Genomic DNA, 19,114 nt, shown 5'->3' with positions numbered 1-19,114 from the left:
CGGGTCCGCTCGCAGGTCCGCACCGACCCGAATCGACCCGCTCATGATCCTACTGCCGCCGATACTGGTTCGCTATCAGTCTCGGATTCCGTGATCACACCCTCGGCGTCGGGGTATGCCCGATCACCTACACCCTGACCATGCGCCGTGCCCTCGCCGGGGCAGCCATCTCAACGGAAGCGTCCAGCCAGCGCCGAGGTTGTTGTAGCCGTGTTCCCATCGCTGTAGCGATTTGAATTCCGGTCGCACCATTGCTGCCTGGGACAACGGTAGGACGCGCGCAACCGCATGCCTTTGTCTCGGGAAGACGAAACAGCGGGCAATCGTTGTCGTCACGGCGTGGCTATCGACTCGGGGCCGGGCGCAGCACCGCGGATCCGAACCAGTGGCACACCAGCAGGGCGAGTTCGATATCGAGCCGGTCGTCGCCGATCGGCCTGCCGCGTCGCGCGACGGCCCGGCCCACCCGGTATTTCACGGAATTGAAGTGCAGATCCAGCTCGCTGGCAGCGGCCTTGTAGCTGGATCCGGTCCGCAGGAAGACCCGCAAAGTGTCGCGCAGGCGTTCGTCGTTCTCGTTGTCGCCGGCCAACTCACCGAGCACCTCGTCCACCCATTCGCGGGTCTCGCCGACATGACCGCCCAGCAGTGCCGCAGTCATCAGCCCGGGATCGCTCGCCGCGACCACGGTCGCCGTGGGCAGGCCACGGGCCACGGCGGCGGTGCGGGCCCGCTGCGCGGTGCGGTGCGAACCTCGGAAACCCTCGACACCCGCGCCGATGGCGCCCGCCGCGATGTCCGGGGCATCGCGGCGGCCGGCGACGAACGCGCGCAGCTGACCGACCACATCGCCAGGCTCGGCGCGGTAGGGCAGCCAGGCCCACATGCTGACCCGATCCGCGGTCACCGACAGCGGACTCGCCGCCGCACCCAGGGTTTCGGCCAGCTCTCGAACGAACCGTTGCAGGCGTGCGATCGCGTCGCTGTCGGCCTCGGATTCGGGGTACCAGAGCACCAGGGCGAGGTGACGCCAGCGCAGCGGATATCGGATGGTCTCGCTGAGGGCATCGGCATCGACGGCCTTGCGCCCACCCAACACCTCACGCACGCGCAGCGCCCGGATGCTGTGCTGATTGTCGAGCCAGCGCTCACGCTCGTCGTCGTAAACGCTCACCACGTGTTCGGTGATGCGGTCGATGTAGTCGAACAGGATCGCGGTGATCTGCTCTACCACGGCGATCCGCTCGTCCGGCGGGATGGCCAGGGTGTGCAGTTCGGTGAAGACCAGATCGGTCATGCGACGCTGGCCGAGGCGGTAGGCCCGAATCAAGGCGGTAGCCGGGATTCCTTGCTGGGCAAGCCGTCTGGCGTACTCGATCGCCGCGGGCGGCGCCTGGATACCGGCGACGGGCAAGTCGTAGCGCAGCGCCTGCAAGATGGTGACGACATTGGCTTCGACGCTCGCCCCGAGCAGTTCCGCCGTGCGCGGATCCCCGCGAAGTTGGGTGATGTCTTCCTCGAGCGAGGCCCGGATGGCAGCGCTGACCTGCGTCACCCGTGCGGTCATGCGGGCGGCTATCGCCGCGACGAAGCGGTCTGCGTTGGCGTCCTCGTGACGTGTGCTCGTCACTGCTCCACCCTAGATTCCGCGGCCGGTGACCGTCGTGGTTTCCGGCTCCGTCCTTTGTCTTCCGGAGACAAAGGACGGTGTGAATGTCGTCACTTCGCGACGGCGATCCCCAGGCCGCCGAACCCTATCGTTGGCCCTCGATCGCATCACCGCTCGCAAGGACTGCCGATGAACCTCTCCGCTCTACCGGATTGCCGAGCCGCCGCGCACCCGCACGGACCCGCCCTCGCCGACGACGAAAACGTACTGGACAACACCGATTTTCTCACCGCCGTCCGCCGGGCGGCCAATGCACTGCGCACGCACGGCATCGGGGCGGGAGACGTGGTCGCGGTCATGCTCCCCAACACCGCCGATCTCATCGTGTGTCTGTTCGCCGCTTGGCGACTGGGCGCGGCGGTCACCCCGATGAACCCGTCCCTGGTACCTGCCGAGGCGGCGTATCAGCTTGTCGACGCCGAAGCGAAAGTCCTTGTCGCCCTGGGGTTCTCGGAAGAACTTCCGGCAGCGAAGACGATCACGGTCCGGGAGCTGACCGCCGCGGACCCGGACGCCGCGCCGGTTCCCGCCGACCACGCCGAAAACGCGCTCGCGCTGCTGATCTACACCAGCGGCACCACCGGTCGCCCCAAAGGCGTGATGCTCGATCACGCGAATCTGAACGCCATGTGCCGCATGATCATCGGTGCGCTGTCGCTCACCGTCACCGACCGATGCCTGCTGATCCTGCCGCTGTTCCACGTCAACGGCATCGTCGTCTCGGTGTTGTCGCCCCTGCTCGCCGGAGGCAGCACGAGCATCGCCGGCCGATTCAGCGCGCAGAGCTTCTTCGCTCGGCTCGAAGCCGGCCGCGCCACCTATTTCTCGGCCGTCCCCACCATCTACACCATGCTGTCGAATCTGCCCGAGCAGGTTCGACCGGATCTGTCCGCAGTGCGGTTCGCGATCTGCGGCGCGGCCCCGGCCAGCGTGGAACTGCTCAACGGGTTCGAATCCCGTTACGGCGTGCCGATCATCGAGGGCTACGGGCTCTCGGAAGGCACGTGCGCCAGCACACTCAACCCGCTCGCCGGTCCACGCAAGCCGGGCACGGTCGGAATTCCCTTGCCCGGTCAGACGATTCGCATCGTCGCCGCCGACGGCTCGCCGGTCCCCGACGGCGAGCCCGGTGAAGTGCTCATCGCCGGCCCGAATGTGATGCGCGGCTACCTGAACAGGCCCGAGGAAACCGCCGAAACCCTGGTCGACGGGTGGCTGCGCACCGGCGATATCGGCCGCATCGATTCCGCCGGGTACCTGGTGCTCGTCGATCGCGCCAAGGACATGATCATTCGAGGTGGGGAGAATATCTATCCCAAGGAAATCGAAACCGCCGCATACCAATTGCCGCAGATCGCCGAGGCAGCCGCCATCGGGCGCGCCGACCCCGTCTACGGCGAGCAGCCGGTGCTGTTCGTCGCGTTCGCCTCCGGCGATGAGCTCGACGTCGGTGCGATCGACCGTCACCTCCGCCGCGCCCTATCGAAATACAAACTGCCCGTGCAGATCACGATCCTCGACGACCTTCCCAAGAACGCTGTCGGCAAGATCGACAAACCCGCGCTCCGCCGCCTCGCTACCCCCGCCGCCAGCGGTCACTGACCCCGAAACAACTCGCCGACAAGGAATTCGATCATGGGATTCACCACACCCGACCTGCCGAAGGTCGACCCCGACACCTTCCTGAACCTCCCGCTCATGGACCGCATGCGAATACTGGCCACCCATTGGGCCGAACATGGATTCGGCTCCCCCCGCATGGTGCACCTGGTCTACATCACCAAACTCGTGCTGCTGTACGCCCTCGGCGGCATCGCCATCGCCACGACCACCTCGCACCTGCCCGCCTTCTGGCACGTCTCGCAATGGTGGAACCAGCCGATCGTCTACCAGAAGGCCATCCTCTGGACCGTCCTGCTGGAAGCCATCGGCGTCGCCGGGTCCTGGGGCCCACTGGCGGGCAAGGTGAAACCGATGACCGGCGGAATCCTGTTCTGGGCCCGTCCGGGCACTATTCGGCTGAGGCCCTGGAAGTGGGTGCCATTCACCTCGGGCGATCGGCGCTCGCTGTTCGATGTGGCCCTGTACACCGCGTTCCTGGTGAGCGTCACGGTCGCGCTGGTCTCCCCTGGCGTGCACAGCGATTCACTCACGTCGGTACTGGCGGACAACACCTCGGGCCTGGTGAGTCCGGCGCTGCTGATCGCACCGATCGCACTGCTGATCCTGAATGGCTTGCGGGACAAAACCGTATTCCTCGCCGCCCGCGGCGAACAGTATCTGCCCGCGTTGTTCTTCTTCGCCGTGCTGCCGTTCACCGACATGATCATCGCGCTGAAGCTGCTGATCGTGGTGGTTTGGGTGGGCGCGGGCGTCTCGAAGTTCGGCAAGCATTTCGCCCTCGTGGTGCCGCCGATGGTGAGCAACAGCCCGTCGATGCCGTTCGCTCGGATCAAACGTGCGCACTACCGCGACTTCCCGCGAGACCTGCGCCCCTCCCATGTGGCGAGCCTGATGGCGCATGTGGGCGGCACGGCCGTCGAGATCGTCGCCCCGCTGACCCTGCTGCTCTCGCCCACGCCGTGGCTGACCGTGCCCGCGGTGGTGGTGATGGTCGTGTTCCACCTGTTCATCACCTCGACGTTCCCGCTGGCCGTCCCGCTGGAGTGGAACATCCTGTTCGCCTACGCGGCGGTCTTCCTGTTCCTCGGCTTCCCCAACTGGCACGGCTACGCGGTCACCGACATATCCTCGCCCTGGCTGGCCGTCATACTCATCGCCGGATTGCTGTTCTTCCCGATCCTGGGCAACCTCCGGCCCGACAAGGTCTCGTTCCTGCCTTCGATGCGCCAGTACGCCGGCAACTGGGCCTCGGCGGTATGGGCTTTCACCCCCGGCGCCGAGGCCAAGCTGAACCGGGTCACCCGCTCGGCGAAGAATCAGGTGGATCAGTTCACCGAATTCGGCTACGAACCGCCATGGGCCGAGATCACCTTGCAGCAGACCATCGGCTGGCGCACCATGCACAGTCAGGGCCGTGGACTGTTCTCGGTGCTCCTGAAGAAGCTGCCCGACATCGACAGCCGGTCGGTCCGCGAGGGCGAATTCACGTGTAACTCGTTGATCGGCTTCAACTTCGGTGACGGCCATCTGCACAACGAGGATCTCATCGCCGCCGTGCAACGCGAGGCGCGATTCGAACCCGGCGAACTGATCGTGGTCTGGGTGGAGTCGCAGGCGTGGGGCAGCAGAGTCCAGCACTACAAGGTCATCGACGCCGCGCTGGGCGTGATCGAGCGCGGCGTCTGGACGGTCGCCGACGCGGTCGCCGAACAACCCTGGTTGCCCAACGGCCCGATCCCACTGCAGGTGAGCTGGTCGATCCCCGCGGCGAAAGAGGCTGCCCCCCAAGCCGATCTCGCTCCCGGATCCGAACCCGTGCGGCACGAGCAGAGACACGGAGCACGGGCATGACCACCGCCATCGTGGTCGGCAGCGGACCCAACGGGCTCGCTGCCGCCGTCCACCTCGCCTTCGCCGGCGTTCAGGTCACCGTGCTCGAGGCCGCGACCGAGATCGGTGGCGGCACCCGCACTCATGAGGCCATCATCCCCGGTCTGCTGCACGACCAGTGCTCGGCCACCCATCCGATGGCCGTCGGCTCGCCGTTCCTGTCCGGACTCGGCCTGGAGCGTTACGGATTGACCTGGCGGACACCGGAAATCGACTGTGTCCATCCACTCGACAACGGTAGCGCCGGAGTACTGCATCGCTCGGTCGAGACGACCTGCGCCGGACTCGGCGAGGACGCCCGCCGGTGGCGGATGCTGTTCGATGGGCCCTCGGACCGGTACGACGCCTTGGCTCAGGACATCATGCGACCCTTGCTGCGCGCTCCGCACCATCCCCTGACGCTGGCCCGCTTCGGCCTCCCGACCCTGCTTCCGGCCGCCACGCTGGCCCGAGGCTTCCGGACAGCGCAGGCTCGCGCCCTGTTCGGAGGCGTTGCCGCGCATGCCTTCCGGCCACTGAACTACCCGATGACCTCCGCGATCGGGCTCGGCATCCTCACCGCCGGACACCGCCACGGCTGGCCGGTAGCGGTCGGCGGTTCGCAATCGATCACCAATGCGCTGGCGCGCCTGCTGGGCGACCTCGGCGGCAAGATCGAAACCGGCGCCCGCATCGAGACCGCGTCGCAGTTGCCGCGAGCCGATGTCACCCTGTTCGACCTCGCGCCCGACGCGATCGCCGGAATCCTCGGCGATGCGCTCCCGCCGCGAATTGCCCGTTCCTTCCGCCGATTCCGGCAAGGGCCGGGCGCGTTCAAGGTCGATTTCGCTGTCCAGGACGGCGTGCCCTGGACCAACCCCGACGCCCGCCGCGCCGGAACCGTCCACCTCGGCGGCACCTTCGCCGAACTCGCCGCCGCCGAACGCCGAATTCACGCGGGACTCATGCCCGAACAGCCGTTCGTCCTCGTCGGACAGCAGTATCTCGCCGATCCGACCCGCTCCGTCGGCGGTGTCCATCCGGTGTGGACCTACGCACACGTGCCCAACGGCTACACCGGTGACGCGACCACCGCGATCATCGCCCGAATCGAGCGCTTCGCACCCGGATTCCGTGACCGCGTCCTCGGCTACACCGTCCGCAGCACCACTCAGATGGCCGCCTACAACCCCAACTACGTCGGCGGCGACATCATGACCGGCTCCAAGGACATCCGCCAACTGCTGTTCGGACCTCGAATCACGCTGTCGCCGTACGCCATCGGCGTGCCCGGCGGATACATCTGCTCGGCGGCCACCCCGCCCGGACCCGGCGCACACGGCATGTGCGGCGCGAACGCCGCCGCAGCGGCCCTCCGCTATCTCCGCCGCTGACGCCCCACAGCTCTCCGTCACCGATGCCGGAACCCTCCGCCACTGACGCCGGATCCCCCCACCGCGCCATCTTCCAGAACAGGTGAACCACCCGTGAGCACACTCCCGGCACCCGCTCCCGCATCCACCACCGACGCGCTGCACGGCCGCGTCGCCTTCGTCACCGGCGGCACCCGCGGCATCGGCGCGGCCATCGCCCGCCGCCTCGCCGACCAGGGCGCGTCCGTAGCGGTCGGCTACCGCCGAAACCGCGACCGCGCAACACAATTCGTCGCCGAACTCAGCGAACACACCGATCCGCACGCCGCCGCCGTTTCGGCGCACCGCGGAAATGTCGGCTCGGCCGCCGACTGCCGCCGCACCATCACCGAGGTCATCGACACCCACGGACGACTCGACATCCTGATCAACAACGCCGGCATCACCAAGGACCGCACCGTCGCCACCATGACCGAGGACGATTGGAACAGCGTCCTCGCCGTCAACCTCTCCGGCTCCTTCTTCCTCTCCCAAGCCGCCCTCGCCCACATGCTCGACCGCGGCACCGGCCGCATCGTCAACGTCTCCTCCCTCGTCGGCGAGACCGGCAACATCGGCCAAGCCAACTACGCCGCCTCCAATCCGGCCTGTTCGGACTCACCAAGACCCTCGCCAGGGAGGCGGCCTACCACCTGGCCAAAGCCGGCAGGCAAACCGACGACAGCATCGGCGTCACCGTCAACACCGTCACCCCAGGACTGATCACCACCGAGATGACCGCCGCCATCCCCGACAAGGTCATGACCAAACTCACCGGCCAGATCCCGGTCGGGCGAGCCGGACACCCCGATGAAATCGCGCGCGCCGTAGCTTTCCTCGCGGCAGACGCCTCCTCCTACATCACCGGGCAGGTCTGGAGCGTCAACGGCGGCATCGACATGTGACCCCTCGGGTCGGGCTCCGGTCCCGTTGCGGCGGAAGTCGGGCATCCCGGGGCCGCGCATGCGGAAGTTCTCGACGAGGGTGCCGATCGCGGCCATGGTCCGAGCGGGAACCAGATCCAGGGCGGTGCCGCACAGGGTTCGGTAGAAGATCATGTGCAGGTTCTCGTCGAGGGCGACGCGCTGTAAGCATCCGATCGGCCACCGGATCGCCGCACATCCTCGCGGTATTGCGGTGGCTGATCGGGGTCGCCAACTCCTGAAAGCTCACGTAGGCAACCGAATACAGGAAGCCGGCCTCGCCGTCGGGTTGCCGATCCACTGGCGGGGCGAACCCCTGGGTCAGATGCGTCATGCGGGCCCGCTCGAGCGCGACCGGATCCACGCCGCGGGTCACCACCAGAGAGTCGCGCAGCACGGTGCCGTGGCGCATCTCCTCGGCCGTCACCGTCCCACCCAGCCGCCCCACGCGCCGTCGCGGGAGAAATTCTCGGCGATCTCCCGGTGATAAGCAGGGCAGTTCGTCCTCGGTGAGCACCGAAGATCACATTCGAGATCCGGATCACAGTGATTGATAATGAAAGTCGTTTTCAATAATGTGTCGATGTCCGGGTCGCCGTTCCGAGGAGGAGTCATGTCAACCACTGTCGAGGAGCCGATAGTGCGCGAGGAGCGGTCCGCGCGGCCGGGCTGGTTCGTGAGCCCCCGCGTCGACATCGTGCTGGTGCTGGGGTTGGGTGCGCTGCTGTCGGTCGTCCTGTCGCTGACGACCGTGCACAAGGGTGCGTTCCTGGTGGCGGCCGTGGCCTTCGCGGTGCTGTCGGACTATCCGCACGTGCTGGCGACCTCGGCGCGGGTGTGGCTGGATCCGCGTGAGCGGCAGCGGTATTGGCGGCACTACCTGGTGAGCTGGGTGGCGGTCGCGGCCGTGTTGAGCGCGCTGATGTTCTCCGGGGCCACGGTGATCGTGGTGGCCGTGTGGGCGTACTGGCAGGTGTTCCATGTGCTCAAGCAGCATTTCGGGATCATCAACATCTATGCCGCCAAGAACGGCTACAAGGGTCCGCGCAAGCTGCTGAAATACAGCCTGTTCGCCGCGTGCCTCGCGCCGTTCGTCTACCGGGCGAGCCAGGGACTGCGCTTCTCGGAGTACGAGGTGCTGGGGCACCGGCTGCCGTTCTCGGAGCTGACGGTGCCGACGCCGCCGATCGCGATGCCGGTGGTGTACGCGGGCTTCGGTATCGCCGCGATCCTGCTGGCGCTGCTGGCGGGCGAGCAGCTGCGGCTGCGCCGCGCCGGGCGGCGGGGTCTGCCCGCGATGTCGTGGGCGACCTTCGGGCTGGCCGTGGTGTCGTACAACCTGTCGTATCTGCTGGTGTCGGATCTGTTCGCGCTCATCCTCATCGCGACGACCACGCACAGCCTGCAGTACCACCTGATCAACTGGACCCGCAACAACACCCGGTTCCGGCTGTCGACCGATCCGGCCGAGCGGCGGCTGCTGCTGGCGAGGCTGTCCAGTCGCAGGGCCCTGCCGCTGTATGTCCTGGGCTTCGCGGTGCTCGGCGTGGTCGCGGGGCAGCTGGATACCGTGCTGCTGGGCGTGATCCCGCTGACCTTCGTCTTCCATCACTTCTACATGGACGGTGCGCTGTGGAAGGGCAAGGGCAATCCGGAGCTCGCCTATGATCTCGGCATCGCGATGCCGAAGCGATGACCGTCACCATTCGTCCCGTCGAAAAGCGTTCGCACAGGCGTGATTTCGTGGCCATGCCGTGGCTTGTTCGCGGCGCCGACCCGCACTGGCGGCCGGGACTGCGCCGCACCGTGGCGGCCGGGATGCGCGAGACCGATCCATTTCACGCCGAGGCCGAGATCGCGCACTTCGTCGCCTACCGCGACCGGCGACCGGTCGGCCGCATCGCCGTGAGCATCGATCGCGAGTACCGCCGCCGCTACGGCGATTACGGCCTGTTCGGCTTCTTCGACTGCGCCGACGATGTCGCGGTGGCGCGGAAGCTGCTCGGGACCGCGCGGCGCTGGGCGGGCGAGCGCGGCGCGGCCACGCTGACCGGGCCCTACAACTACTCGCCGCGGCACGAGATGGGGTTGCTGGTCGAGGGTTTCGACCACTCGCCGACCTTGATGCAGCCGCACAATCCGCCTTACTACGCCGGGCTGCTGGCCGCGTGCGGATTCGAGCGCCGCTTCGATACCACGACCTACCGCTGGACTCGCGAGGCTCACGGTGCGCAGGCCGAGCGGCTGCGGCAGCGGGCGCGGAAGGTGCTGGCCGCCGATCGGATCCGGGTGCGGGCACCGGATATGAGCGATTTCGGCGCGGAGGTGGAGCTGCTGCGCCGCATCTACAACGACTCGTTTCACGATCACCCCGAGCACGTGCCGATCAGCGCGCCGGTCTTCGCCGCGCTCGCGAAGGATCTGCGGGCCGTGCTGGATCCGGCGCTGATCCGCATCGTCGAAGTCGACGGGCGACCCGCCGGATTCGCCATGCTCGTGCCGGATCTCAATCAGATCACCCCGAGGTCGGGCCGGGTGACCCCGGCGCTGGCGGCGCGCCTGATCGCCCAGCGCGACAACCGTATTCGCGGCATCGATACCGCGGTGGTGGTGATGATCGGCGTCGCGCCCGAGCACGCCGGGCTGGGCGTGGGCCGCGTGGTGGCGGGCGAGATCGCGGACGTGGTGCTGTCGGGTCGCTACCGCCAGGTCGCCACCACCTGGATCCACGAACGCAACCACTGGTCGAAGGCGCTGGTGGCGCAGATGAAGGCCGCTCCGGCGCGCCGGTACCGGATCTACGAGAGGGCGATCGGATGAGCGAACCGATTCTGGTCACGGGGGCGAGCGGGTGTCTGGGTTCGGCGCTGACCCGTGCGCTGGTCGCCGAGGGGGAGTCGGTGGTGGCGCTGGTGCGGCCGGAGGACGGGTCGGGCGGGCTGGCGGATCTGGTGGAGCACCTCGAGATTCGCTACGGCGATATCACCGATCCCGAGGCCGTGGCGCGGGCGGTGCGGGGCGTGACGCGGGTGTACCACCTCGCGGGCATCGCGGTGCCGCTCGACGCGCTGGCCGCGCGGATGTGGCAGGTGAACGCGCTCGGGTCGTATCACCTGGCGCGGGCCGCCGCGGCGGCCGGGGTGCGGCGCATGGTGCACGTGTCCTCCAGCGCCGCCGTCGGGTACCCGCCGGACGGGACGGTCGCCGACGAGACCTTCGACGCCCGGACCTCGGTGGCCGCCACCGCGTACGGCACCACGAAATTCTGGGGCGAGCGGCTCGTCCTGGATGCCGCGACGGACGATTTCGAGGTCGTCGTGGTCAATCCGACCGCGGTCTACGCGCCCGGCGGCGATCCGCGCTGGGGCTGGTCGCGGCTGGTCGATGCCGCCCGGCGCGGACTCCTGCGGGCGGCGCCGCCCGGCGGCACGGCCGTGTGCGCGGTGCGCGATTTCCTCGACGGAACCCGAAAGGCCATGCGGCACGGCCGATCCGGGCGCCGCTACCTCCTCAGTACCGCGAACCTGACCTACCTCGAGATCGGCGCGGCGCTGTCGGCCGCGCTCGGCCGCGACGACCGCATCCGGACGGTGCCCGCCCCGGCGCTGCGCGCCGTCGCGCGCCTCAATGCGGGCCTGGCTCGTCGGCGCGCCGATCCGCTGCGATCGTCGCTGCTGGTCCCCGAGAACGCCGAGCTGATGACGCGGCGGCTGTACTACAGCCAGCGGCGGGCGATCGACGAGCTGGGACTGGGGCAGACCTCGGTCGAGCGGCTGTTCCGTGATCTGGTCGAGGGGAGTGCTCGATGACCGTCGTCGCCGGGGTGGGATCGCAAGGGGCCCTGGGTATTTCTCTGTCCGACGCGCGACGTCTGGTGATCGATCTGAAGCGGCCGGTGGCGTGGATCTACTGGACGGACCTGCTGGCCTCGGTCGCGGTCGGGGCGACGGCGTTCGCGCTGTTCCCGGTGCACGACCCGGTGTCGGTGTGGGCCGCGGCGTGCGTGCTGGTGGCGGCCACGGCGTTCTATCGGGCGGTGCTGTTCGTACACGAGCTGGTCCATGCCGCAGAAGGCCTGCGCGGATTCTCCCTCGTCTGGCATCTGCTGGTCGGAATTCCCCTGCTGGTACCGAAATTCATCTACGAATTCCATCGGGAGCATCACGCCTCGCGCACCTACGGGACCGCGGCCGACGGCGAGTATGTCGACTACGCGACCGGTCCGCGGTGGCGGGTGCTGCTCACGCCGCTGACCGCGGTGGTGGGGCTGCCGGTGTTCATCGCGCGGTTTCTGGTGCTGGCCCCGGTGAGCTGGATCCTGCCCGGCGTGCGCGGGTGGGTGCTGACGCGCGGGTCGGCACTGGCGATCGACGCCGAATTCGTGCGCCCCCTGCCCGCCGGACGGTTGCCGCGGCATTGGCTCGTGCAGGAGGCGGCGTGCTTCGGCTACTGCGTGCTGGTCGCCGTGCTGCTGGCCACGGGCCGCATTCCGTGGATTCGACTGGCCGAGGCCTACGCGGTGATCACGGTCGTGCTGTTTGTGAACTGGCTGCGGGTGCTGGCGTCGCACCGCTACGAGAGCGCGGGCGCGCCCATGTCGTTCCCGGACCAGATCCTGGATTCGGTCGACCACACCTCGTGTGCGCTGCTGGCCGAGCTGTGGGCGCCGCTGGGGCTGCGGTATCACGCCGTGCATCACCTGTTTCCGTGGCTGCCGTATCACGCGTTGCCGCGGGCGCGGCGGCGGCTCGCCGCGGCCATTCCCGCCGGCGGCGGCTATTGGGACACCGCCGATCCGTCGCTGTGGGCGACGCTGCGGCGGCTGCTCGCGCGAACCCGCAAGGACGAGACGATCAGAAAGGACGTGCGGCCATGACCGGCATCGGTGCCTACGAGTCGCGGGTGTCGACCTATTCCCGGCGGCTGCCGATCGTTCCGGTGCAGGCGCGCGGAGTTCGATTGCGCGGCAACGACGGTCGCTGGTACCTGGACTGCCTGGCGGGAGCGGGCGCGGTCTCGCTCGGCTGGAATCATCCCGTGGTGACCGAGGCGGTGCGGCGAACCCTCGATTCGGGAGAACCGCTGCTGTCGTTGGACTTTCACACCCCCACCCGTGACGCCTTCGTCGAGGCGCTGACCGAGACACTGCCGCCGGGGTTGGCAAAGGACTGCGTGGTGCACCTGTGCGCGCCCAGCGGGGCCAATGCCATCGAAGCCGCGCTCACCGCGGCCGAGATCGCCACCGGCGGCCGCGAACACGTCGCGGTGCAGGGCGGCTTCCACGGCTGCAGCCGGGCGGCGCGGTCGGTGAGTTCCGGTGGGGCGCTGCGCACCCCGCGGGTGGCGCTGGGCCCGCACGTGCGGTTCCTGCCGTTCCCGCAGAGCTATCGGTGCCCGTTCGGCGTCGGCGGCGAGGCGGGTGTGGACCTGGCCGTGCGCGCGGTGGCGGACGCGTTCACCGATCCGCACAGCGGTCTGGTGGATCCGGCGTCGATCGTGAGCGAATTCGTGCTCGGCGAGGGCGGTGTCGTTCCCGCGCCGCCGCGCTGGGCGCGGGCGCTGCGCCGGGCCGCCGATGCGTCGGCGATCCCGTTGATCGCCGACGAGATCCAGGCCGGCGTCTACCGCACCGGCCGGGCGTGGGCCTTCGAGCACTGCGGGATCGAACCGGACATGATCGCGATCTCCAAGGGCCTCGGCTCGGGTATCCCGATCGCGGTCCTGGTGATCCGCCGCGAGTTCGATGTCTGGGAGCCCGGCGTGTTCACCGGTACCTTCCGCGGCAATGCGCTGGCCTTCGCCGCGGCGACCGCCGTCCTGCGCTATGCCGCCGAGAACCGGCTGGGCGAGCATGTCACCGCCATGGGCGCGCTGCTGGGTGAAGGTCTGCGCGCCATCGCCGCCGAGACCGACCTGATCGGCGAGGTGCGCACCGCCGGACTCATGGCCGGGGTGGAGATCATCGATCCCGCGCTGTCCGCCGATGCCCGCGGCACCGGCGCACCGGCACCGGCGCTCGCGGCCGAGCTCCAGCGGGAATGCCTGAACTCCGGCCTGATCGTGGAAACCGGTGGCCGCTACGGCAGTGTGATCCGCTTCCTGCCGCCGCTGACCATCGAGGCCGCCGAGATCGCCGCCGTGGTCGACATCTTCGCCGACGCCGTGGCGAGGGTGTGCCACGCCCCGGGCGCGGTGGAGGTCGCGTGAGCTCCCCGGATCCCCGCACCGAATTCCTCACCCCCGCGGGCTTCGGGCGCTACCGCGAGGTGCTGATCCATGCCGCCGACCTGGTGACCGCGGGCCTGGCCGAGCCGACCGTCCCGATCGGGTACGGCCAACTGCGACAGCGCATTCGCGCGGTCCCGGTGGCTCCGGAGCGGGGCGTGGGGCTCGACGCCGCGCTCGACGAGGTCGCGCGCCTGATGATCCCGTATTCGACGCCGGTGGCCGACCCCCGCTACACCGCGCACCTGCACTGCCCGCCGACGATCTCCTCGCTGGCGGCCGAGACCGTGCTCAGCGCGCTGAACCAGTCGATGGACTCTTTCGATCAGGGCCCCGCGGCCAGCGTGGTCGAGGAGCACGTGGTGCGCTGGATGTGCGCGGCCGTGGGCTACGACGAGTCCTCCGACGGCGTATTCACCAGCGGCGGAACACAATCCAATCTGCAAGGGCTGCTGCTGGCGCGCGACCACTACGCCCGGACCCGGTTGGGGTGCGACATTCGCGCCGAGGGGCTGCCGCCCGAGGCCGCCCGCTGGCGCGTGGTGTGCACCGCCGAGACGCATTTCACCATCGCCCGCGCGATGAGCGTGCTCGGGCTCGGCGCGCGGGCCGTCGTGCCGGTGGCCACCACCGGGCAGGGTCGGCTCGATCCGAGCGCGCTCGTGCGGACGCTCGACGACTGCGAACGGGCCGGTGAGCGCGTCATCGCGATCGTGGCCAACGCGGGCACCACCGATTTCGGCGTCATCGACCCGCTCGCCCGGGTGGCGGCCATCGCGCGCGAACGCGGTGTCTGGGTACACGTCGACGCCTGCGCGGGCGGTTGCCTGCTGCTCAGCGACCGGCATCGCGGCCTGCTCGCGGGCATCGAGTCCGCCGATTCGGTGGCGATCGACTTCCACAAGCTGCTGTTCCAGGCGATCAGCTGCGGTGCGCTGGTCGTGCGCCACGCGCACAGCCTGGCGCTGATCGCCGGGCATGCCGACTACCTCAATCCGGTCGACGACGAGGGTGCGGACGCGCTGCACCTGGTCGGCAAGTCGCTGCAGACCACGCGGCGCTTCGACGCGTTGAAGGTGTGGGTCACCCTGCGCGCCCTCGGCCGCGCCACGGTTGCGCGGTGGATCGACGCGACCGTGGCGGCCGCGGCGGCGGCGCGGGCCGCGGCGAACGCCGAGCCCGCGCTGCGGGTGCTCGGCGCGGGAACCACCAATACGGTCGTGATCCGCTGGGAGACAGCCGACCTCGATCACGAGGCACTCGACGCGCTCAATACCGACATCCGGCGCGTCCTGGCCGAGACCGGGCGCGCCCTGATCGGGCGGACCCGGGTCGGCGGCGCGGCCGCGCTCAAGCTGACCTTCGTCAACCCGGTGTGCACCGTCGATCTCGCCCGCGAGCTGATCGCCGAGATCGCCTCCTGCGGAGCCGATCTCGCGCGCGTGCGGGCCGAACGGAGCGCCGATGTCCGGATCTGAGCTGACGGTGCGTCGAATCCGGTGCGGCGACGAGGAATTCGCGGGCGCCAAGCGCTGGGAGTACGAAGTGTTCGGGCGGGAGAACGGCTACACCGCACCGGCCGACGACGCGGCGGGGGAGATGGTGCACTACCGGCGCTGGGAGTCGGGGTCGGAGTTCTATCTCGGCCTCGCCGCCCCGGCTACCGAGCCCATCGCGGTGCTGCGCGCCCTGCGCTGGCAGCCCGGCCTGGGTCACCACAGTTTCAGCACACTCGCCGACGCGGCGCTGTTCCCCGAGTGGGCGCGGCGCGTGGAACACATTGCCCCGCAGGCCGTCGCCGAGCTGGCCACCCAGGCGGTGCGGCGCTCGCACCGCGGCGTCGGCGTCGTCGAGCGGCTGTGGGCGTCCTTCGCCGACGAGCTCACCCGCGAGGGCGTGCGCTACCTGACCGTGGCGCTGGTCGTCCCCCTGTTCGAGTGGTACCGGCTGGTTTTCGGGCCCGCCCTCGAACAGATCGGCCCGCTGCTGCCCGACTACATCGGCGCGGACAGCATTCCCGCCGTTATCGACCTGCACCGACTGATGTCACCGACCACGAAAGCGACACCATGACATTCGAACGAACGACCCAGCGCATCGACATGACGAGCGTCGTCGACGCCCCTATCGAGGAGGTCTGGGCCGCGGTCACCTCCCCGGCGGGCATCAACGCCGAACTGAGCCCCTACCTGAAGATGACCGTCCCGGCCCCCTTCCGCGGCCGCACGATCGCCGATATCGAACCGGGAACCCGCCTGGGCCGCAGCTTCTTTCTGCTGTTCGGCGCGGTGCCCATCGACTTCGACGACATCACCGTCGCCGAGATCGACCCGGGCCGCCGCTTCCGCGAGCAGTCCACCATGATGTCGATGAGCACCTGGGTGCACGAGCGCACGCTGCGCCCGCTGGGCGAGCGCACCGAGGTCGTCGACGCCGTCTCCTTCGTGCCGCGCACCCCGCTGGGCCTGATTCCCGGCTGGGGTTCGGTGCTGCGCGTCTGCCTGTCATTGCTGTTCCGGCACCGTCATCGTCGGCTTCAGGCGCACCTGACGGGGCGAGGATGATCCGACGGTACGCCGCGGCGATGGTCGCCCTCGGGGCCGTGAGTGGGTGTGGCGCGGTGCATCCGGAGGCGGGCGCGCCGGTGGCGGATCGGTACGCACTGCCATCCCGGGCGGCGAACCCGCCGGGGGCCGTGCGCGACACCGCGCTCGCGCACGGCGCGTTCGCCGAGGGGCTGACCGGATCGATGACCTCGCTGGGAACGACGACCGATCTCACCGGCACCGGTGTGGCGACCGTCGGCCCGGGTGCCGCGCCGGGCGAGTCGGTCGTCAGCCACTACGGCGCGGATCGGCCGTTCCCCTACGAGGTGACCACGATCGTCACCACCGAGTCCGGACGCTACCTCACCGCGCTGGCCCTCACCGATCCGAGCGACACCCGCCTGGCCGTGCACTGCGTGCTCACCGATCCGCCGCGTCTGGACCCGGAGGCGACGCGGCAAGCGGTGCGCGGTCACTGCGCGGGCGGCGTCGACCTCACCGGCGCCAGTGGGCGCGGTCCCGATCGGGACGGGGAATGGAATGGAAAACCGGTGCGGCTCACCACCATCGACGCCGAGCTGACGCTGAGCGGGCCGGTGCGCGGGACGATCCACCAGACCACGGAGTTCGCCGAGGGGTCGGCGACGCCGGTCCGCACCGAGACCGAGGTCGACCTCGACGCCGGCGGCGCGCGGTATAGACAGCATCTGATCCGCACCCTCGGCGCGGTGCGGCGCGGAGCCGAGCGATGAACGCCATCGTCACCACGGGGCTGTCGCACACCTACCCCGGGGCCGACCGCAGCGCGGTGCGCAACCTGGATCTCGAGGTGCCGAGCGGCAGCGTGTACTGCCTGCTCGGCCGCAACGGCGCCGGCAAGAGCACGACGATCCGCATGCTCACCACCCTGTTGGCGCCGACGAGCGGGACCGCGCGGGTGCTCGGGGTGCCGCTGGACGAGGTGCGGCGGCTGCGGCCGCTGATCGGGGTGGCGCTGCAGGAGGTGGCGCTGGACGCCTGGCTGAACGTCGGCGAACAGCTGGAACTCGGGCTGGCCCTGGCGGGCTGGTCGCATGCCGACCGCCGTCGCCGGGTGGCCGCGCTGCTCGATCGGTTCGGCCTGGCGGCCGTGCGGGGAGAGCGGATCGGGACGCTGTCGGGCGGTCTGCGCCGCCGCGTCGATGTCGCGCTGGCGGTCTCGCACGACCCGCGGCTGCTGTTTCTCGACGAGCCCTCCAGCGGGCTGGACCTCGAGGGCAAGGACGAACTGTGGCAGGTGATCTCGCACCTGCGCGAGGAAGGACGGACGGTCGTGCTGACCACCCACGACATGGAGGAGGCGGTGGCCCTGGCCGACCGGGTGGGGATCATCAAGGCGGGCGCCCTGATCGCCTCCGGACCCGCCGACGAGCTGACGCGTTCGCGCGGGGCCCGCGCGCATGTCACCGCCGACCGTGCCATCGCCGCGGACGTGGCCGGCGATCTGCGCGCCGCGGGCTTCGAGCCGGTCGTGGCCGGGACCGCGGCGCTGACCGTCCCCCTCGGTGCGGCCAGCGCGCGCGAGATCGCCCGCCTCGCACAGGCATTGGACGGCGCCGGTCTCGCCGCAGCCGAGGTGCGCGTGGAGACGACCTCGCTGCGCGACGCCTTTCTGGAGGCCACCCGATGACCGCGACCCGGCGGCCCGCGGCCGCGGTGACCACGGGCATGCTGTTCGCGCGATACCTGGTCGTGGGGCTGCGGCAACCGGTGTTCGGCTTCCTGTTCCCGATCGTGTTCCCGGTGGTGCTGGTCGTGTTCGTGCGGGCCATGTTCCAGCGGGTGGCACAGCTGCCCGGATTTCCGCTGAGCTCCTATACCGCCTATATCGCGCCCGGCATCGTCATGCTCATCCCGATGATCGGGTCCGGGTACGGCGCGAGCACCCTGCTCGAGGAGATCGGCTCCGGATTCGTGGATCGGCTGCGGCTGCAGGGGATCTCGTCGCGGCAGCTGCTCGCCGCCAAGATCGGATTCGAGGCGGTGCGCATCCTACCCGCCGGAGTGGTGGTGATCGGGCTGCTCGCGGTGCTCGGCGCACCGCTGCGAGCCGGGGCGGCGACCGCCGTCGCCCTGCTCGCGCTCATGTGCCTGTGGTCGGCGGCCTACAGCTCGCTGTTCTATCTCGCCGCCGTGCGCACGCTCAATCCCCAGGCGCCGATCGCGCTGCTGCCGTTGGCATTACCGGTGCTGTTCGTCAGCCAGGCACTCATGCCGACCGAGTTCCTACCCACCTGGCTGCGGGTGGCGATCGAGCTAAATCCGTTCTCGCACGTGGTTGCCGCCGCGGCCACGCTGATGTACGGCGATTTCCGGCCCGGTCGGCTGCTGCTCGGAACGGCCGTCGCGGCAGCGGTTTTCGTTGTCCTGCACCTGCTGCTGCGGCGGCTGGCCCAGCGCCGCATCGGCCTGTGAACCGAAAGGAATTCATCGTGAGCGCCGTCGTCGAACAGACCCTGCGCGACATCCTCGTCGAGGATCTCGAATTGTCCCCCGCCGACCTGCGTCCCGACGCGGACCTGATCGCCGATCTCGGCTTCGACTCGCTGTCGTTCGCCACCGGCGTCGCCGAGATCCGCGAACGGCTGGGCGTGACGTTGACCAAGGACGAGGTCTTCTCCTGCCGCACCCTCGGTGACCTGCAGCGGCTGGTGGCCGGCAAGTGAACCCATTCCTCACCGCCCTGATCGACAGCGCCCGGCGCGGCGACGCGGGCATGCGCACCGGCGATCCGGCCGCGCTGACCCGCACGACATGGACCGAGGTGCACGCGCGGGCGCGCCGCATCGCCGGCGGCCTGATCCGCGC

Annotated in this window: 18 protein-coding genes and 1 pseudogene; 17 read left to right on the top strand and 2 right to left on the bottom strand. The window is 69.5% G+C overall.

Annotated features, from left to right (window positions below):
- Positions 1-343 precede the first annotated feature (343 nt).
- Positions 344-1,567, bottom strand: a complete 1,224-nt coding sequence (locus NP4_RS31555; protein WP_082876386.1) for a PucR family transcriptional regulator — start codon at positions 1,565-1,567, stop codon at positions 344-346.
- Positions 1,568-1,798: 231 nt separating this feature from the next.
- Between NP4_RS31555 and NP4_RS31550 the strand changes: the two genes are divergently transcribed.
- The 5 genes from NP4_RS31550 (at position 1,799) to NP4_RS42880 (ending at position 7,478) form a co-directional block, all read left to right on the top strand.
- Entirely contained in the window at positions 1,799-3,271 is a 1,473-nt protein-coding gene (locus tag NP4_RS31550) for a class I adenylate-forming enzyme family protein (RefSeq protein ID WP_068005750.1), read from the top strand.
- A gap of 33 nt (positions 3,272-3,304) precedes the next feature.
- On the top strand, positions 3,305-5,143 hold the full coding sequence (locus NP4_RS31545; protein ID WP_068005748.1) for a DUF3556 domain-containing protein: 1,839 nt from the start codon (positions 3,305-3,307) through the stop codon (positions 5,141-5,143).
- Positions 5,140-6,555 (top strand): phytoene desaturase family protein, encoded by a 1,416-nt coding sequence (locus tag NP4_RS31540; RefSeq protein WP_068005746.1) that lies wholly within the window; start codon positions 5,140-5,142, stop codon positions 6,553-6,555. Before NP4_RS31545 ends, NP4_RS31540 begins: the two co-directional genes overlap by 4 nt.
- Positions 6,556-6,648: 93 nt before the next feature.
- Positions 6,649-7,296 carry an SDR family NAD(P)-dependent oxidoreductase gene (locus NP4_RS31535; protein ID WP_255285595.1) on the top strand — a complete coding sequence of 216 codons (648 nt, stop codon included), beginning with the start codon at positions 6,649-6,651 and terminating at the stop codon, positions 7,294-7,296.
- 11 nt (positions 7,297-7,307) lie between these two features.
- Positions 7,308-7,478: an SDR family oxidoreductase gene (locus NP4_RS42880; protein ID WP_255285598.1), complete on the top strand. Its 171-nt coding sequence runs from the start codon at positions 7,308-7,310 to the stop codon at positions 7,476-7,478.
- A 21-nt stretch (positions 7,479-7,499) separates the two neighbouring features.
- Here the strand turns inward: NP4_RS42880 and NP4_RS40345 are convergent.
- Positions 7,500-7,997, bottom strand: a pseudogene (locus NP4_RS40345) (acyl-ACP desaturase); the annotation flags it as partial.
- A 112-nt stretch (positions 7,998-8,109) separates the two neighbouring features.
- On the opposite strand from NP4_RS40345, the gene NP4_RS31530 reads away from it, so the two are divergent.
- From NP4_RS31530 to NP4_RS31475, 12 genes are read left to right on the top strand one after another with little or no spacing between them, the layout of a single operon-like run.
- Positions 8,110-9,192 carry a hypothetical protein gene (locus NP4_RS31530; protein WP_068005744.1) on the top strand — a complete coding sequence of 361 codons (1,083 nt, stop codon included), beginning with the start codon at positions 8,110-8,112 and terminating at the stop codon, positions 9,190-9,192.
- Positions 9,189-10,316, top strand: a complete 1,128-nt coding sequence (locus NP4_RS31525) for a hypothetical protein (RefSeq protein WP_082876385.1) — start codon at positions 9,189-9,191, stop codon at positions 10,314-10,316. Before NP4_RS31530 ends, NP4_RS31525 begins: the two co-directional genes overlap by 4 nt.
- Complete coding sequence (locus tag NP4_RS31520) at positions 10,313-11,305, top strand: NAD-dependent epimerase/dehydratase family protein (RefSeq protein ID WP_068005738.1); 993 nt, start codon at positions 10,313-10,315, stop codon at positions 11,303-11,305. Before NP4_RS31525 ends, NP4_RS31520 begins: the two co-directional genes overlap by 4 nt.
- Positions 11,302-12,372, top strand: a complete 1,071-nt coding sequence (locus NP4_RS31515) for a fatty acid desaturase (RefSeq protein ID WP_068005736.1) — start codon at positions 11,302-11,304, stop codon at positions 12,370-12,372. The genes NP4_RS31520 and NP4_RS31515 overlap by 4 nt, the downstream gene beginning before the upstream one ends.
- Positions 12,369-13,703 carry a diaminobutyrate--2-oxoglutarate transaminase family protein gene (locus NP4_RS31510; RefSeq protein ID WP_068005734.1) on the top strand — a complete coding sequence of 445 codons (1,335 nt, stop codon included), beginning with the start codon at positions 12,369-12,371 and terminating at the stop codon, positions 13,701-13,703. The genes NP4_RS31515 and NP4_RS31510 overlap by 4 nt, the downstream gene beginning before the upstream one ends.
- Positions 13,700-15,199, top strand: coding sequence for a pyridoxal phosphate-dependent decarboxylase family protein (locus NP4_RS31505; RefSeq protein WP_068005730.1), 1,500 nt, complete (start codon positions 13,700-13,702; stop codon positions 15,197-15,199). Before NP4_RS31510 ends, NP4_RS31505 begins: the two co-directional genes overlap by 4 nt.
- Positions 15,186-15,794 (top strand): hypothetical protein, encoded by a 609-nt coding sequence (locus tag NP4_RS31500; RefSeq protein WP_068005729.1) that lies wholly within the window; start codon positions 15,186-15,188, stop codon positions 15,792-15,794. Before NP4_RS31505 ends, NP4_RS31500 begins: the two co-directional genes overlap by 14 nt.
- A complete protein-coding gene (locus NP4_RS31495; protein ID WP_068005728.1) occupies positions 15,791-16,285 on the top strand; it encodes an Rv1443c family protein in 495 nt (164 codons plus the stop codon). Before NP4_RS31500 ends, NP4_RS31495 begins: the two co-directional genes overlap by 4 nt.
- Positions 16,282-17,019, top strand: coding sequence for a hypothetical protein (locus NP4_RS31490; RefSeq protein ID WP_068005727.1), 738 nt, complete (start codon positions 16,282-16,284; stop codon positions 17,017-17,019). The genes NP4_RS31495 and NP4_RS31490 overlap by 4 nt, the downstream gene beginning before the upstream one ends.
- Entirely contained in the window at positions 17,016-17,936 is a 921-nt protein-coding gene (locus tag NP4_RS31485) for an ABC transporter ATP-binding protein (protein ID WP_068005725.1), read from the top strand. Before NP4_RS31490 ends, NP4_RS31485 begins: the two co-directional genes overlap by 4 nt.
- The gene (locus tag NP4_RS31480) at positions 17,933-18,721 is read left to right on the top strand and encodes an ABC transporter permease (protein ID WP_068005723.1); all 789 of its coding nucleotides are present in this window, start codon (positions 17,933-17,935) and stop codon (positions 18,719-18,721) included. Before NP4_RS31485 ends, NP4_RS31480 begins: the two co-directional genes overlap by 4 nt.
- 17 nt (positions 18,722-18,738) lie before the next feature.
- A complete protein-coding gene (locus NP4_RS31475) occupies positions 18,739-18,972 on the top strand; it encodes a phosphopantetheine-binding protein (protein ID WP_082876397.1) in 234 nt (77 codons plus the stop codon).
- The last annotated feature ends 142 nt before the right edge of the window (positions 18,973-19,114 follow it).

The organism is Nocardia pseudobrasiliensis NBRC 108224 (assembly GCF_001613105.1).
Taxonomy (GTDB): domain Bacteria; phylum Actinomycetota; class Actinomycetes; order Mycobacteriales; family Mycobacteriaceae; genus Nocardia; species Nocardia pseudobrasiliensis.
The sequence above is the reverse complement of the archived record's forward strand: the minus strand, read 5'-3'. Positions and strand labels throughout refer to the sequence as shown.